13 protein-coding genes and 1 pseudogene are annotated in these 16,137 nt (G+C 63.0%); 11 read left to right on the top strand and 3 right to left on the bottom strand.

What is annotated here, in order from left to right; all coding sequences use genetic code 11:
- Nucleotides 1–43 precede the first annotated feature (43 nt).
- The 9 genes from HG718_RS03695 (at nucleotide 44) to HG718_RS03655 (ending at nucleotide 9,066) form a co-directional block, all read left to right on the top strand.
- On the top strand, nucleotides 44–421 hold the full coding sequence (locus HG718_RS03695; protein WP_160588589.1) for a DUF423 domain-containing protein: 378 nt from the start codon (nucleotides 44–46) through the stop codon (nucleotides 419–421).
- Nucleotides 422–578: 157 nt separating this feature from the next.
- Entirely contained in the window at nucleotides 579–2,336 is a 1,758-nt protein-coding gene (locus HG718_RS03690; RefSeq protein WP_160588590.1) for a class I adenylate-forming enzyme family protein, read from the top strand.
- A gap of 639 nt (nucleotides 2,337–2,975) precedes the next feature.
- Complete coding sequence (locus tag HG718_RS03685) at nucleotides 2,976–3,407, top strand: hypothetical protein (RefSeq protein WP_027841310.1); 432 nt, start codon at nucleotides 2,976–2,978, stop codon at nucleotides 3,405–3,407.
- A gap of 258 nt (nucleotides 3,408–3,665) precedes the next feature.
- On the top strand, nucleotides 3,666–4,661 hold the full coding sequence (locus HG718_RS03680) for an alpha/beta fold hydrolase (RefSeq protein WP_160588592.1): 996 nt from the start codon (nucleotides 3,666–3,668) through the stop codon (nucleotides 4,659–4,661).
- Nucleotides 4,662–4,703: 42 nt separating this feature from the next.
- On the top strand, nucleotides 4,704–5,132 hold the full coding sequence (locus HG718_RS03675; protein WP_027841308.1) for a YybH family protein: 429 nt from the start codon (nucleotides 4,704–4,706) through the stop codon (nucleotides 5,130–5,132).
- A 91-nt stretch (nucleotides 5,133–5,223) separates the two neighbouring features.
- A complete protein-coding gene (locus HG718_RS03670) occupies nucleotides 5,224–5,595 on the top strand; it encodes a hypothetical protein (RefSeq protein WP_027841307.1) in 372 nt (123 codons plus the stop codon).
- A 294-nt stretch (nucleotides 5,596–5,889) separates the two neighbouring features.
- A complete protein-coding gene (locus HG718_RS15630) occupies nucleotides 5,890–7,227 on the top strand; it encodes a glycosyltransferase family 4 protein (RefSeq protein WP_244617780.1) in 1,338 nt (445 codons plus the stop codon).
- Nucleotides 7,199–7,915, top strand: coding sequence for a class I SAM-dependent methyltransferase (locus HG718_RS03660; RefSeq protein ID WP_027841306.1), 717 nt, complete (start codon nucleotides 7,199–7,201; stop codon nucleotides 7,913–7,915). Before HG718_RS15630 ends, HG718_RS03660 begins: the two co-directional genes overlap by 29 nt.
- Nucleotides 7,916–7,932: 17 nt before the next feature.
- Nucleotides 7,933–9,066 (top strand): prenyltransferase/squalene oxidase repeat-containing protein, encoded by a 1,134-nt coding sequence (locus HG718_RS03655; protein ID WP_188658391.1) that lies wholly within the window; start codon nucleotides 7,933–7,935, stop codon nucleotides 9,064–9,066.
- Here HG718_RS03655 and HG718_RS03650 read toward each other — a convergent pair.
- Nucleotides 9,019–9,636, bottom strand: a complete 618-nt coding sequence (locus HG718_RS03650; protein ID WP_160588593.1) for a class I SAM-dependent methyltransferase — start codon at nucleotides 9,634–9,636, stop codon at nucleotides 9,019–9,021. The two genes, HG718_RS03655 and HG718_RS03650, sit on opposite strands and share 48 nt — an antisense overlap.
- A gap of 74 nt (nucleotides 9,637–9,710) precedes the next feature.
- Here HG718_RS03650 and HG718_RS03645 point away from each other — a divergent pair, with 74 nt between their 5' ends.
- Nucleotides 9,711–10,226 (top strand): protein phosphatase CheZ, encoded by a 516-nt coding sequence (locus tag HG718_RS03645; RefSeq protein WP_160588594.1) that lies wholly within the window; start codon nucleotides 9,711–9,713, stop codon nucleotides 10,224–10,226.
- Here the strand turns inward: HG718_RS03645 and HG718_RS03640 are convergent.
- Entirely contained in the window at nucleotides 10,223–11,209 is a 987-nt protein-coding gene (locus tag HG718_RS03640) for a threonine ammonia-lyase (RefSeq protein WP_244624777.1), read from the bottom strand. The two genes, HG718_RS03645 and HG718_RS03640, sit on opposite strands and share 4 nt — an antisense overlap.
- 85 nt (nucleotides 11,210–11,294) lie before the next feature.
- Here HG718_RS03640 and thpD point away from each other — a divergent pair, with 85 nt between their 5' ends.
- Nucleotides 11,295–12,236, top strand: coding sequence for an ectoine hydroxylase (gene thpD, locus HG718_RS03635; protein ID WP_192928138.1), 942 nt, complete (start codon nucleotides 11,295–11,297; stop codon nucleotides 12,234–12,236).
- A 68-nt stretch (nucleotides 12,237–12,304) separates the two neighbouring features.
- On the opposite strand, the pseudogene metH reads toward thpD, so the two are convergent.
- Nucleotides 12,305–16,053: pseudogene (metH, locus tag HG718_RS03630) on the bottom strand (methionine synthase).
- Nucleotides 16,054–16,137 lie beyond the last annotated feature (84 nt).

Below are 16,137 nucleotides of genomic sequence, written 5' to 3'. Positions count from 1 at the left end.
CAGCCACACGCGCCCTCTGACTTTGATTGAAAGACCTCGCCTCATGAAACTCTGGCTTGCCCTCGCCGCCCTCAACGGCTTCATCGCGGTCATGGCGGGGGCCTTCGCCGCGCACGGCCTTGAAGGCCGCGTCGCTGAGCGGGCTCTTGCCGCCTTCGAGACCGGCGCGCGCTACCACATGTTTCATGCGCTCGCGCTCATTGCCGTTGCCTGGCTCACAAGCCACTCAGCCATCAGCCAGGCCAGCGTCACCCTGGCCGGGTGGGCTTTCCTTGCCGGCATCCTGCTGTTCTCCGGCACGCTCTATGTCTATGGGCTGACCGAAAGCCGCGCGCTGGTGATGCTGACGCCCGTGGGCGGCGTCGCCTTTCTGATCGGCTGGGCGGCCCTTTTCTGGACCGCGGTCAGATTTAAGGCCTGATTCCAAAAGGCTTTCGCCGCCGCCTGCCCCGCCCGGAGCAGCTTCAGGCTGCGTAGTTGCGCCATACCCGATGACTCCCACGTCATCTTTGTATATGGTCCGCGCAAAATCGCGGGCGTTTTCCGCGAAATTAGTGTGTTTTTTCAGGGAGATAGGCATGAGTGAAGCCGCCGAAACCGCAGCCCCGGAAGTTCCGTCCGAGCCGATCATGAGCGTCGCGGACGCCCATGCGCTGATGACGTCCCCCGGCACCCCCTTCGCAATGGAAGAGACTGAGGTCCGTGGCCTCAAGATGCGGGTCTGGAAGGAAGCCAAGCAGAACCTGCGCGAGCTGTTCTCGGTCGTGAAGGATCACGGTGACCAGGAATTCGTTGTCTATGAAGACGACCGCATGACCTATGCGGAGTTCCACAAGGCCGCCATCGCGCTGTCGCACATCCTCAAGGACAAGTACGGCGTCCAGAAGGGTGACCGCGTGGCCATCGCCATGCGCAACTACCCCGAATGGCCGATCGCGTTTTTCGCCGGCGCCATCATCGGCGCCGTCATGGTGCCGCTCAATTCCTGGTGGACCGGCGAGGAACTGGAATACGGCCTCGAGGATTCAGGCACTTCCATCGTCTTCGTGGACGAGGAACGCGCCTTCTCCATTACGCCCTTCGCCAAGCGCCTGGGCATCAAGTCCGTGATCGCCGCCCGCGCCTCGAAGCTGCCGGACACCGATGCCACGGTTGAGCGCTTCGAAGAGGTGCTGTGCCCGCATGCGGATTACGCCAAGCTGCCGGAGCAGGACATGCCGGACGTTGCCCTCGACCCCGAGGACGACGCCACCATCATGTACACCTCCGGCACCACCGGCCGCCCCAAGGGCGCGCTTGGCACCCAGCGCAATATCTGCGGCAACGTCGTCGGCCTCGGCATCGCGCCGGTGCGTCAGTTGCTGCGCTACGGCCAGCCCCTGCCGGACCCGGAGAACATGCCCAAGCGGTCCATGCTTCTGTCCGTGCCGCTGTTCCACGCAACGGGCCTGCACGCCATCCTGTGCGGCAACCTCACCTCCGGCAACAAGCTGGTGATGATGTTCAAGTGGGACCCCACCCGCGCGCTGGAACTCATCGAGCGCGAGAAGATCAACTCCTTCGGCGGCGTGCCCGCCATGGTGTGGCAGGTGGTCGAGCATCCGGACTTCGACAAGTACGACACCTCCAGCGTCGTCTCCGTCGGGTATGGCGGTGCGCCGGCCGCGCCTGAACTGGTGCAGAAGATCAAGACCCTGTTCCCCGCCTCTTCCGCCGCCAATGGGTACGGTCTCACCGAAACCTCGGCCGCCTCGAGCCAGAACGCGGGCTTTGAGTACCAGGCCAAGCCCGAAAGCTGCGGCCCTGTGCTGCCGGTCTGCGACGCCAAGGTCGTGGACGAAAACGGCAACGAACTGCCGACCGGGTCTGTCGGTGAACTGTGGATCTACGGCCCCAACGTCGTGAAGGGCTATTGGAACAAGCCGGAAGCAACCGCTGAAAGCTTCACCGATGGCTGGCTGCACACCGGCGACCTCGCCCGCATCGACGAGGAAGGCTTCATCTACATCCTCGACCGCGCCAAGGACATGCTCATCCGCGGTGGTGAGAACGTGTACTGCGTGGAAGTGGAAGACGCCCTTTATTCCCATGCGGACGTGATGGACGCCGCCGTCATCGGCATCCCCCACAAGGTGTTGGGCGAAGAAGTCGGCGCGGTGGTCCAGGTCACGCCGGGTTCCAGCGTTACCGAAGGTGATCTGCAGACCTATGTCCGTCAGCATCTCGCAGCCTTCAAGGTGCCGGTGAAGATCGAGCTGCGCACAGAGCCGCTGCCACGCAATGCCAACGGCAAGATCCTGAAGCGTCAGCTGCGCGAGGAGTGGGGTCTCGTCTGATCCCCTTCCCATTCGAACGACAACGCGGCGCGGCAGTCATCTGCCGCGCCGTTTGTTTTGCGCGCTGCCGTGCACATGCGTGCGAATCAATTCACGTCAAAATGCAAAAAGGCGCGCTGCAATACGCACCCCGATGCGGCAACACGCGTTTTGGCAAAACAAGTGATGCATCTGCGCCACAGCCCTGTGCATAGCTTTTGAATGCCGCAGCGCAGCCAAGGCCTTAGCCCCGGATTTGATCCACAGGGACGCCGCTCCCGCGAGATCGCATTTGCGTGAACGCCAGTGTTTTGCTGCCTTTGCGCGTTTTTCCTCCGCACACAGAGGAATGGCAACACTCGCACCCGGCACCTCAAGTCGAGCACCAATGCAGATGCATTCCACCTGCCGCGCAGCATCCGCAATGCACTGCAAAGCCGCCTGCAAACGCTCTAACCCCTTGCACCTGCTTGCGAAACGCCCGCAACGAATAACACTCTGTTAACCACAAGCACTTACTCGTCCTTGTGCGTTATTCGCTTACGCCGGCGTGCGTCTTCATCTGGAAGTTGTCGGCCCATGGGCCGGAATACCCGGCAAGACGCCACCAGCTACCTGTGTTCTGGGGTGACACGAGACTTTTAAGTGGGAGAGGACCCAATGGCAGTTGCTAAGAAGAAGACCGCCGCCAAGAAGAAGACGACGGCGAAGAAGAAAACCACCGCTAAGAAGACCACGGCCAAAAAGACCGTGAAGAAGGCGGCACCGAAGCGGAAAGCCGCGGTGAAGAAGAAGACCACCGCGAAGAAGAAGACGGCGGCCAAGCGCCCCGCAGCCAAGAAGAAGACGGCTGCGAAGAAGAAGACCGCCGTTAAGAAGAAAACGGCTGCCAAGCGCCCCGCCGCCAAGAAGAAAACCGCGGTGAAGAAGAAGACCGCCGCGAAGAAGAAAACGGCTGCCAAGCGCCCTGCCGCCAAGAAGAAGGCCGCGGTGAAGAAGAAGACCACCGCGAAGAAGAAGACGGCCGCCAAGCGTCCCGCAGCCAAGAAGAAGACGGCTGCGCGGAAGACGACGACGCGTCGTCGCGGCTGAAAGGAACTGTTGGCACCACCAAGTGCCAAGTCCAGATAGGCTGACGAAGCACTGGACAGACCGGCGGAGCCCTTTGGGGCGCCGCCGGTTTTTCCATTTATGGGGCTCGGCAATGCACCCTGCCGCGCACGCGTCAGCCCATGAGAGACCCGCAATCCCCCGCACGGGGCGCCTCATCCGCGGCTTGACGCACGCCCCCTGCCCCCGCAGCCTTCCGGCACCAGAAAACAGATCCAATGCCCAGGAAGCCTGCAGCCCATGAGTTCCCCCGCCTTTCCCGAACCGACCTTTGTCGAGGCTAACGGCCTCAAGCTCGCAATCCATGAGCAGGGGTCCGGCCTGCCCGTCATCATGTGCCATGGCTTCCCGGAGCTGGCCTTCTCGTGGCGCCACCAGCTGCCCGCCGTGGCCGCTGCGGGCTTCCGCGCCATTGCGCCGGACCAGCGCGGCTATGGCCGCACGGTGGATGCTGCAACCGGCCGCATCCCGGACGGCGTCGAGGCCTATGACATGAAGCACCTCACCGGTGACATGGTGGCCATGATGGACGCCATGGGCATCGACAAGGCTATCTTCTGCGGCCACGACTGGGGCGGCTTCGTCGTCTGGCAGATGCCCCTGCGCCACCCGGACCGCGTGGCGGGCGTCATCGGCGTCAACACGCCCTTCATCCCGCGCGGGCCCATCGAGCCCATCACCGCCATGCGCGAGGCCTATGGCGATGACATGTATATCGTCTATTTCCAGCAGCCCGGCGTGGCCGATGAGCTGTTCGGGAAGGACATCCCGAAATCCCTGCGCTTCTGGTATCGCAAGAGCGCCGTGACGCTGGAGGATTTCGACAAGGCCGCGCCTGACGCGGCAAAGAACCTTGCCCTTACCAAGCTCTTCGAGGTGCCGGAGAGCGAATGGGGCGGCGACGCGCTGCTGACCCCTGAGGAAGCGGCCTATTATGAGGCCGCCTTTGCCCGCACGGGGTTCACCGGTGGCCTCAACTGGTACCGCAATTTCACCCGCAACTGGCAGCGCTCCGAAAACCTGCCGGACCGCGTGGACGTGCCCTGCCTTATGATTTCCGCCGCCAATGACGTGGTGCTGCGCCCGGAGCTGACCGACGGCATGGAGCAGTTCTGTCCCGACCTTGAAAAACACGTCATTGCCGATTGCGGTCACTGGACGCAGGCTGAAAAGCCGGATGAACTCAACGCCCTCATCACTGACTGGCTCACCCGCCGCTTCAGCACCGGCAGCTGAGCCCGCAATGAGGACACACGCCCCCGACCGGGAGACACAAAGATGAGCCAGCACGCCGCCCTGCTGTTCGCCAACGAAGCCTTCTACAGGGCATTCGCGGACAAGGACATGCGCGCCATGGCCAATGTCTGGGCCCATGACGACACGGTCCGCTGCCTGCATCCCGGCTGGGCGCCACTTGTGGGCGTAGAGGAGGTGCTGGGATCCTTCCAGGCGATCTTCGACGGCCCCGCCCCGCCCGCCATTACACCCGCCGCCGCCGAGGTGGCGATCCACGGCGCGGGACCGGACGGCGACGGCGCTGTCGGAATTGTGACTTGCTACGAACGCATCGGCGGCGATTTCCTGCTGGCGACCAACATCTTCCGCCGTGAGAAAGACGGCGGCTGGCGGCTGGTGCACCACCAGGCCGGCCCGGCCAATGATCCGCCGGCGGAAGAAGACGATGACGGCCCCGACACCATCAACTGAGCCGTCGGGCAACTGAGCCGTCGGGCAACTGAGCCGTCGGGCAACTGACCGGTAAGCAAGGCGCCGGGCAATCAAATGGGGGAACGGACCAATGATGGAAGATATCGCCCGCGAGGGCCCGCTGCTGCAGGCCTGGGTCTACTGGATGATGGTGCTCAACACCGCGTCCATCCTGTTCGTGTTTCACCGGGTGGAGGCCCGCTGGGTGCTGGCGGCCTGGTTGGTCAACATCGTTTTCATGTCGTTCCTCTACGAGACCTACGGCTACACCCGCATTCTCGGCCTGTCGCACATCCTCATCTGGACGCCCCTGCTCGCCTATCTGTGGCATCGGCGCGGCCATTTCTCCGCCGGCACCTGGACCGGCCGCTACTTCATCGTCCTCGGCGCAACGATCCTGGTGTCGCTGATTTTCGATTATGTGGATCTCGTCCGCTATTTCCTGGGCGACCAGGCAGCCTGACGCCCTGAAGTCAGCCAGGTTTGGGGCCGGGTTTGGAGCAGGTTTCAAGGCCGGACGCAGCGCCACGGCTGCTTCCTGACCGTTTTGTAAGCTGACTTGGCGTCTGCCCCCCACATCGGTATGATCCCGCCGCAACATGCCGGATATTCGCCTTGGCCATTCACGCCAAAGCAGCGTTGATCCCTTGGCATGTTTTCTTTTTTCGTGGGTTTTCCCGCCAGATATTTGTAAGCGGCGCCTGCCCGTTCCCTTTGGAAGGCACCGGCGACGCGCCGCCGTGAGGAGTAAGGCCATATGAGCCAGGCGCTGACGCGCGCTGAGATGCCCGAGTTCGAGCCGCGCGACCCTGTCGACCAGCGCGCCCGCCCCGGCATCGACCGCCCCCTTCGCATGCTGATGCCGAGCTACCGCTCGAACCCCACCACCGGCGGTCAGGGCGTCTATATGCGCCTGATCACGAAGGCGCTGGCGGATCGCGGCCACGAGATCGACGTCATCTCCGGCCAGCCCTACCCGGTGCTGGACCCGCGCTGCCGCCTCATCAAGATGCCGTCGCTCGACCTCTATGCCGATCCGCACCCGATCAAGGCGCTGTGGTCCGGCAAGATCCGCGACGGGCTGGATGTGAAGGAATGGTGGCTGCACAATTCCGGCGGCTTCCCGGAGCCCTACACCTTCGGCGAGCGCATGGCGCGCTGGGCCCGCACCCGCGTCAACGACTACGACATCGTGCACGACAACCAGACCCTGTGCTGGGGCCTTTTGAAGATGCGCGACATGGGCATGCCGGTGCTGGGCACGATCCATCACCCCATCACCCGTGACCGGCGCATCGACATCAAGCACGCGCCCAACCCGTTCTACGCCTTCTTGAAGTGGCGCTGGTATTCCTTCCTCAACATGCAGATCAAGGTCGCCCGCGAGCTGGAAGACCTGATCGTGGTATCCAAGTCCACCCTGCATGACGTGTCGAAGGATTTCGGCCTCGACCCGAACAGGCTGCAGCTCTGCTATCACGGCATCGACACCGAGCAATGGCGTCCCATGCCGGAGATCGAGCGCAAGCCGAACCGCCTTATCGCCTGTGCCAGCGCTGACGTGCCCCTGAAGGGCCTGATCTATCTGATCCGCGCCTACGATCAGCTGCTGCCGAAATACCCGGACCTTGAACTCGTCGTCATCGGCTCCCTGCGCGAAGGCAACACCTCGCGCGAGCTTGAGCGCCGCGGCATCAAGGACAAGGTGAAATTCGTCTCCGGCGGCCTCACCGACGAAGACATCACCCGCATGTATGCGGAAGCAACCATCGCCATCTCGCCATCAGTCTATGAAGGCTTCGGCTTCCCGTGCGGTGAGGCCATGGCCTGCGGCGCCCCGGTGATCTCCACCGATGGCGGCTCGCTTCCGGAAGTCGCCGGCGATGCCGCCATGGTGGTACCCAATTCCAACCCGGAGGCGCTGGCCAAGGCCATCTCCACCCTTCTCGATGACAAGGACCTGCGGGACCGCGTCGGCGCTGCCGGCCGCGACCGCATCCTGCGCGAGTTCCAGTGGAGCCGCACCGCCGAGAACCTCGAAAAGATCTATCTGGAGACCATCAACAGTGCGCACGGTCGACTTCGCCAGGCTTAACCTTCAGGAAGGCGACCGCGTTCTGGACCTTGGCTGCGGCGAAGGACGGCACATGCATGCCGTCTATTTCGCCAAGGAAAAGATCCAGGCCGTCGGCGTCGACCTGCTGTTCCAGGATGTGCAGAAGGCCCGCCAGGGCTTCCTCGATTTCCCGGACCTTGATCCCTCCAGCACCCGCTCCTTCGGCTTTTCCGTCGGCGACGCGCTGAAGCTGCCCTTCGCCGACAACACCTTCGACAAGGTGATCTGTTCCGAAGTGCTGGAGCACATCCCTGATTATCTGGGCGCGGTGAAAGAGATCAACCGCGTGCTCAAGCCCGGCGGATTTTTCGGTGTGTCCGTGCCGCGCTACTGGCCGGAGCGCATCTGCTGGGCGCTGTCGGAGGACTACCACAACACCCCCGGCGGCCATGTACGCATCTTCCGCGAAAGCCAGCTGCGCGGTGCCGTCGAGGCGCAAGGCCTGAACTTCCTCAAGCGCCACTGGGCGCACGGCCTGCACTCCCCCTATTGGTGGATCCGCTGCGCCGTCGGCGTACGCGACGACGATAACTGGGCGGTGAAGCTCTACCATTCGTTCCTCGCCTGGGACATCGTCAAGCGTCCACTCCTCACCCGCCTGCTTGAAAAGATCGCCGATCCGCTGATGGGCAAGAGCGTGGTGATGTATTTCCACAAATCCGCCTGACCGCCCGGAGTGACCACTTGAGTACCCTGCACCTCACCAAAGGCTCGCGTATCCCCGAAGGCTATTTCGACGGCGCCGTGCGCCGCATTCTCAGCCTGCAGCGGGATGACGGCTCGATCCCCTGGTTCGACGGCGGCGTCTTCGACCCGTGGAACCATGTAGAAGCAGCCATGGGTCTGGACGTGCTGGGCTACCGCGAAGAAGCCGTGAAGGCCTATCGCCACCTCATCGACACCCAGCTTGAAGACGGCTCCTGGTGGATGCAGATGGGCTCTGCCGTTCCCATGGACGAGGAAGAGCAGCGCTATACCGGCGGCGACGAGGAAGCCGGCACCTATGAGCGCGATACAAATTGCGCCGCCTATATCGCCACCGGCCTTTGGCACCACTACCTGCTGACGGAAGACCGCGGCTTTCTGGAAGAGTTCTGGCCGACGCTGGAGCGCGCCTTCCACTTCATCGTCGATCACCAGACCGAGCATGGCGACATCCGCTGGGCCGCCCGCGACACCGACACGCCGGACGACGCGCTGATCACCGCCTCCTGCTCGATCCACAAGAGCTTCGAGCACGCAGCCCACATCGCCGCCACCCTGGGCCATGACGATCATGCCCGCCTGTGGGTCGCCTCCCGCGAGGCCCTGGGCGATGCCCTGCGCACCAAACCCCACCGCTTCGACCGCACCTGGGACCCGAAGGATCATTTCTCCATGGAATGGTACTACCCGGTCCTCGGCGGTGTGCTGACGGGTGATGCCGCCCGCGCCAAGATCGCCTCCCGCTGGGACGAGTTCGTGCAGGACGGCGTCGGTTGCCGCTGCGTGGTGCATGAGCCGTGGATCACCGTCGCTGAATCCGCCGAGCTGTGCATGGCCCTGCTCTCCATGGGTGACCGCAAGCGCGCCGAACAGATGCTCGCCTGGCAGCACCAGCAGCGCGACGACGAAGGCGCCTACTGGATGGGCCTGCAGACGGAAGTGAACCAGCCCTGGCCCGCCGAGAAGCCGGCCTGGACCGCCGGGGCCGTGATCCTCGCAGCCGATGCCATCACCCAGACGACAGCTGCCTGCAACGCGCTGGTGGATCACACCCTGCCGGAAGTGTCAGGCGTCGAGACGCTCAAGCAGCGCCAGCGTCTCAACAAGCGCTAGCCCTTTGAACAGCCCCGAGGCGAGCGCCAGCTCATAGACCTCATAAGGCGGCCGCCCGCCTGTTTCCGGGTCCGGATGAACATCGTGGATCGCCAGGATGCCGCCCGGCGCGACCTTGGGCGCATAGAGGCGGTAATCCGCAAGCGCCGCATCCAGCGTATGCCCGCCATCGATGAACACCATGCCCAGCGGCTGCTGCCACACATGCGCAAAATGCCGGGCCGACGTTGCGACCGGGATCACCACGTCCTCAAGGCCCGCATCCCGCATCGTCTTGCGGAAATGCGGCAGCGTATCAATCCCGCCATGGCCGTCCGCCAGGTCCGGGTCATGGAACATCTGCCCGGGCTGGTTCTCCTCCGATCCGCGATGATGATCCACCGCCAGAACCTGCCCGCCGCCTTCGCGTGCACCGAGGCCAAGGTAAACGGTGGACTTGCCGCAATAGCTGCCGATTTCCAGCACCGGCCCGAGCGCGGCGGATTTCCGCGCACTTTCATACAGCGCCTCGCCTTCGGCCTGCGCCAGAAAACCCTTAACGGCGCTTATGTCCAAAGGTAAATCAACCATGGCTGTCTCAATTATTTGGAAACTTCGCTTCGGCACACTGGCCCTTGAACTTGGGAAACAACAGGACGTTCGTGATGCCGCAGAGCAAGAACAGCGCTGAGGAAAAACTCGCAAAAATCCGCGCTCACCTCGAGGCGATGAGTAATAGCATCGCCACGACGCGCAAGGAAATCGCTTCGCTGTCAGATCCCGCAACGACGGGTGCACGCGTTGAAGAAGCCACCGGCGAGCTCGACGCCATCGTCGCCGCCACCGAGGGCGCAACGTCCGCCATTCTGGAAGCCGCTGAAACCATGGATGGTGTCGCCACCCGCGTGGCAGCACTTGACGATGGCAGCCCTGCCGCCATGGCCGAAGCTGAAATCATCGGTGAACTGACAGCCGAGATCTTTACCGCCTGCTCGTTCCAGGACATCACCGGCCAGCGCATAAGCAAGGTTGTTGCCGTCCTGAAGGAACTGGAGCGCGCCACCGGCGACCTGCTGGGCGAATATGAGGGCGACACCCGCCCCGACGCCCACCTGCTCAATGGCCCCGCCAAGGAAGGCGAAGGTATCGACCAGGCTGCCGTGGACGCCCTGTTCGGCTAATCCGCCGACACGATCTCCGAAAATAGACCGGGGTCTGCATTGCCGCCGCTCAGTACGGCGACGGTGCAGGCCCCTTTCGTTTCAAGGCGCCCTGCCAGCAGCGCCGCAAGCGCAATGGCCCCGCCCGGCTCAAGCACGAGTTTGAGCTCGGTGAAGGCAAAGCGCATTGCCGCCCTCACCTCCTCGTCCCCCACAGCCATGCCGCCTGCCACCAGCCGGTGATTGATGACAAAGGTGAGCTCGCCCGGCGTCTCCACAAGCAGCGCGTCACAGATGGATGATGCGCCGGGCACGGATTTCTCCCGCTGGCCGGACCGCAGCGACCGCGTGGTGTCGTCGAACCCTTCAGGCTCGGCGATATAGATGCGCGCGGCCGGGTGCAGATGTTTCATCGCCGTTGCCACACCCGCTGTCAGCCCGCCGCCGCCACAGGGCACCACCACCTGGTCCGGTGTCTCGCCCAGCTCTGTGAGTTGCTGCACGATCTCAAGCCCCACCGTGCCCTGACCCGCGATGACATGCGGGTGATCGAAGGGTGGAACAACCGCCCGCCCTTCCCTGTTAGCGATGGCACAGGCGATGTCCTCCCGGCTTTCGGTGGCACGGTCATACCCTACCACCTCGGCCCCGAAGCGCCGCGTCCTGTCCCGCTTGAGGGCGGGCGCGTCATGCGGCATCACGATGGTGGTAGGCACACCGAACCGCTGCGCCGCCATCGCCACGCCCTGAGCGTGGTTGCCGCTCGACCAGGCTACCACGCCACGGGAGCGCACATCGTCGTCAAGGCAGGCAAGGGCCCAGAAAGCCCCACGGAACTTGAAGGCACCGATATGCTGAAGGCTCTCACATTTGAGAAAGACGCGCCCGCCAAGCCGCGCATCAAGCACCGCATTGCGCACCAGCGGCGTCCGCACCGCGTTGCCCGCCAATCCCCGCGCAGCGGCCTCCACATCCGCGAATTGCACATCCGTTGCCTGGGCCACTTCCGGGCCTCCCCTTCCTGACTGCCCCTGATAGCCCGGCTCTGGAATTCCAGACACCATGCCGGCCAACTGAGAGAGGAACGATATGTCGATCATCCGCGATGCGTACCCGTCCCGGCAAGGCACGACCGCCGAAACTCTCCCGCGCCAGGACGCAATCGCCTACGCCCCCTGGCACGCGCACGCCCCGCTGACCCGTGAACAGCACGCAGCTTTTGAGCGCGATGGCTTTCTGGTGCTGCGTAACCTTTTCGATGCCGAGGAAGTGGCAGCCCTCAAGACCGAGATGGCCAGCCTGCTCAATGATCCGTCGGGCCTGGAAGACGAAACCGTGGTGCGCGAACCGAAGCAAGACCTCGTGCGGTCGATCTTCCGTATTCATGCACAAAACGCACTGTTCCATCGTCTGGCTGCCGATGGCCGCATCTCGCGCATCATCCGGCATCTCCTGGACGATGATGTCTATGTCTATCAGTCACGCCTCAACTACAAGCCGGGCTTCGGCGGACAGGAATTCTACTGGCACTCTGACTTCGAAACCTGGCACACCGAGGACGGCCTGCCGCGCATGCGCACGATTTCCGCCTCGATCCTGCTGACCGACAACACACCCCTCAATGGCCCGCTGATGCTGATCCCCGGATCACACAGGAATTTCATTCAGTGCCGCGGCGAAACACCGGAGAACAATTACCGCACCTCCTTGCGCAAGCAGGAGATCGGCGTACCGGATCAGCACACGCTGACCCGGCTGGCCGACGAGGCAGGCATCGTGCCCGCGACAGGCAAGGCCGGCACCGTGGTACTGTTCGACTGCAACACCCTGCATGGCTCCAATGGCAACATCACGCCGGACCCGCGCTCCAATGCCTTCTTCGTCTACAACGCGATGTCGAACCAGGTCACCGAGCCGTTTGCAGCCACCTCCCCCCGCCCGCACTTTCTCGCCGAGCGCGGGAGTGTTACTGCCGTGACGCCGGTGGAGGGTCGCATTACCCGCCACCGGGCCATGCCCAAGGCAGCCTGATCCCGACAACAAAAAGGGGCGCCCGGCCGGACGCCCCTTTTCAGGTCTTCAGGCTTGATCCGTAACCCTCAGCCCTGCGGCTCATAGGCAAGGTTGGGCAGCAGCCAGCGTTCGATCTCGCGCAGCTCCATGCCCTTGCGCCGGGCATAGTCTTCCACCTGATCCTTGTGGATGCGGCCGACACCGAAATAGGCCGAGTCCGGATGGGAGAAATAGAAGCCCGATACCGATGCCGCCGGGAACATGGCGAAGCTCGAGGTCAGTTCCAGCCCTGTATTCTTCTCCGCGTCCAAGAGATCAAACAGGATGCGCTTTTCCGTATGGTCCGGGCACGCCGGATAGCCGGGCGCCGGGCGGATGCCGCGATAGTTCTCTGAAATCAGGTCCTCATTATCGAGCTGCTCGTCCGGCTCATAGCCCCAGAATTCCTTGCGCACGCGCTCATGCATGCGCTCGGCGAAGGCCTCTGCCAGCCGGTCGCCCAGCGCCTTGACCATGATCGACGAATAATCGTCATGCTCGGCCTCAAACGCCTTGGCCCGCTTTTCCACTTCATCCCCCGCCGTCACAGCGAAGCCGCCGAAATAATCAGCAAGCCCCGTGTCCTTCGGTGCGATGAAATCAGCGAGCGCGAAATTGGCGCGGTCCCGGCCCTTGCGCTCCATCTGCTGGCGCAGGGTATGAATGGTATTCAGCACGCGCGCCCGCCCGTCATCTGCATAAAGCTCGATGTCGTCACCCACCGCATTGGCCGGCCAGAACCCGACGACCGCGCGCGGCTTGAACCAGCCTTCACCCACGATCCGCTGCAGCATGGACTGCGCATCGTTGAACAGGCTTGTTGCCGTCTCGCCCACAACGTCATCATCCAGGATCTGCGGATACCGACCCGCAAGGTCCCAGGTGCGGAAGAACGGCGTCCAGTCGATGCGGCTCACCAGCTCGCCGAGATCATAATCCTCAAACACGCGGGTGCCGGTGAAGGACGGCTTCGGCGGCTCATAGCCGTCCCAGGTGATCGGCGCCTTGTTGGCACGCGCTTTTGCAATCGGGAATGCCTCGGTCTGCGACCGGCTGGCCGCATGCTTCTCCCGCATCTGCGTATAGTCGTCGGCGATCTCCTTGGCATAGGCCTCCTTCGCCGTCTCCGACAGAAGGTTGGACGCAACGCCGACAGCGCGGCTGGCATCGGTGACATAAATCACCGGGTGCTGATAATTCGGCGCGATCTTCACCGCCGTATGCACCTTGGAGGTTGTCGCCCCGCCGATCAGCAGCGGAATGTCGAATTCCTGCCGCTTCATTTCAGCGGCCACGTAGCACATCTCATCCAGCGACGGGGTGATCAGGCCCGACAGGCCGATGATGTCCACCTGATGCTTCTTGGCTTCCTCGAGGATTGTCTCCGCCGGCACCATCACGCCGAGATCGACCACCTCGTAATTGTTACATTGCAGCACCACGCCGACGATATTTTTGCCGATGTCATGCACATCGCCCTTCACCGTCGCCATCAGGATCTTGCCCTTGGCCTGGCTCTCGCCCGAGCCTTCCTTTTCCGCTTCGATGAACGGAATGAGATGGGCCACCGCCTTCTTCATCACGCGGGCGGACTTCACCACCTGCGGCAAAAACATCTTGCCCGCACCGAACAGGTCACCCACCACGTTCATGCCGTCCATCAACGGCCCTTCGATCACGTGCAGCGGCCGCTCGGCCTCGAGCCGGGCTTCCTCGGTGTCTTCCACCACATAATCGGCAATGCCGTTCACCAGCGCGTGCGTCAGCCGCTCCTGCACGGAGCCTTCACGCCAGCTCAGGTCCTTGACCTTCGCAGCCGCGCCGCCGCCTTTGTATTTGTCAGCGACTTCCAGCAGCCGGTCCGTCGCGTCCTCGCGGCGGTTGAGGATCACGTCCTCAACGAGCTCCCGCAGCTCCGCGGGAATTTCGTCATAGACGATGAGCGACGCCGGATTGACGATGCCCATATCCATACCCGCTGGAATGGCGTGATAGAGGAACACCGCGTGCATTGCCTCGCGCACCGCATTGTTGCCGCGGAACGAGAATGACACGTTGGACAGACCGCCGGACACATGACAGTGCGGCAGCTCTTCGCGGATGCGTTTTGTCGCCTCGAAAAACTCAACCGCGTAATTGTTGTGCTCCTCGATGCCCGTCGCCACCGCGAATATATTGGGGTCAAAGATGATGTCTTCCGGCGGGAACTTCACCTCGTTGACCAGAATGTCGTAGGAGCGCTTGCAGATCTCGAACTTGCGGTCCGCCACATCCGCCTGGCCGTCTTCGTCAAACGCCATGACCACGGCAGCCGCGCCATAGCGGCGGATCTTCTTCGCCGCCGCCACGAAAGGCTCCTTGCCTTCCTTCAGCGAGATCGAATTGACGATCGCCTTGCCCTGCACACATTTGAGACCGGCCTCGATCACCGACCATTTGGACGAGTCGATCATCACCGGCACCTTGGCGATGTCAGGCTCAGACGCGACGAGGTTCAGAAAGCGCACCATGGCAGCTTCCGAATCCAGCATCGCCTCGTCCATGTTGACGTCGATGACCTGCGCCCCGCCCTCGACCTGATCCCGGGCCACGTCGAGGGCTGTGTCGTAGTCGCCTTCGATGATCAGCCGCTTGAACTTGGCCGAGCCGGTGACATTCGTCCGTTCACCGATATTGATGAAGGACCCGCCGCTGGCGGCACTTGCCTCGGTACTCATTCAGCCGCAGCCTTTCCGAAATTTGCCGACGCCGTGAAGGGCTCAAGCCCCGACAGGCGGATACGTTTTTCAAGCGACGGGATTTTGCGCGGCGTCTTGCCCTCAACAGCGCGCGCAATGGCACTGATATGGTCCGGTGTGGTGCCGCAGCAGCCGCCGACGATATTAAACAGCCCGTCATCCGCCCACGCGGCCAGTGCCTTCGCCATCTGTTCAGGCGTTTCGTCATATTCGCCGAACTCATTCGGCAGGCCCGCATTTGGGTAGACGCTCACCGGCACATCGGCCACGCGGGACAGCTCCGACACGAAAGGCCGCATCAGATCAGCGCCCAGCGCGCAATTGAGCCCCACGCTCATCGGCCGCGAATGCCGCACCGAATACCAGAAGGCTTCCGTCGTCTGGCCCGACAGGGTGCGGCCGGACCGGTCGGTGATCGTGCCGGAAATCATCACCGGCACGTCAACGCCAAGCTCTTCAAGCACTTCATCAATGGCGAACAGCGCCGCCTTGGCATTGAGCGTATCGAAGATGGTCTCCACCAGCAGCACATCCGTCCCCCCTTCGATCAACCCCTTGGCCGCTTCTGCATAGGCCGTGCGAAGTTCATCGAAAGTGACGTTGCGCGCCCCAGGATCATTCACATCCGGCGACAGGGAAGCGGTGCGGTTGGTAGGGCCAATTGCACCCGCCACGAAGCGCGGCCGCTCCGGCGTCGCGATGGCATCGCACGCCTCACGCGCCAGCCGGGCGGCTTCCACGTTCATCTCATAGGCCAGATGCTCCATCGCATAATCAGCCTGCGCGATGGTGGTGGAGGAAAACGTGTTGGTCTCGGCGAAGTCCGCCCCGGCCTCCAGATAGGCCGTGTGGATGTCGCGGATCGCATCCGGCTGCGTCAGCACCAACAGGTCGTTGTTGCCCTGCAGCGGCTGCTGCCAGTCCTTGAAACGCTCCCCGCGATAATCTTCCTCGGTGAATTTGTGCTTCTGGATCATGGTGCCCATGGCCCCGTCGAGCACAAGAATTCGGGAGGCAAGCGCCGTATTAAGCGCCTTCAACCGGTCATCGCGAGTCATCACAGCCAGGGTCCTTTGGCCCGAAACCGCCGGAATTCTGCGAAAAACCAATTTTCCCGCAACCCGGCAAGGCCACAGGACATA

The organism is Pyruvatibacter mobilis (assembly GCF_012848855.1).
Taxonomy (GTDB): Bacteria; Pseudomonadota; Alphaproteobacteria; order CGMCC-115125; family CGMCC-115125; genus Pyruvatibacter; species Pyruvatibacter mobilis.
Note: the sequence above shows the minus strand (reverse complement) of the source record. Positions and strands in the feature narration are given on the sequence as shown.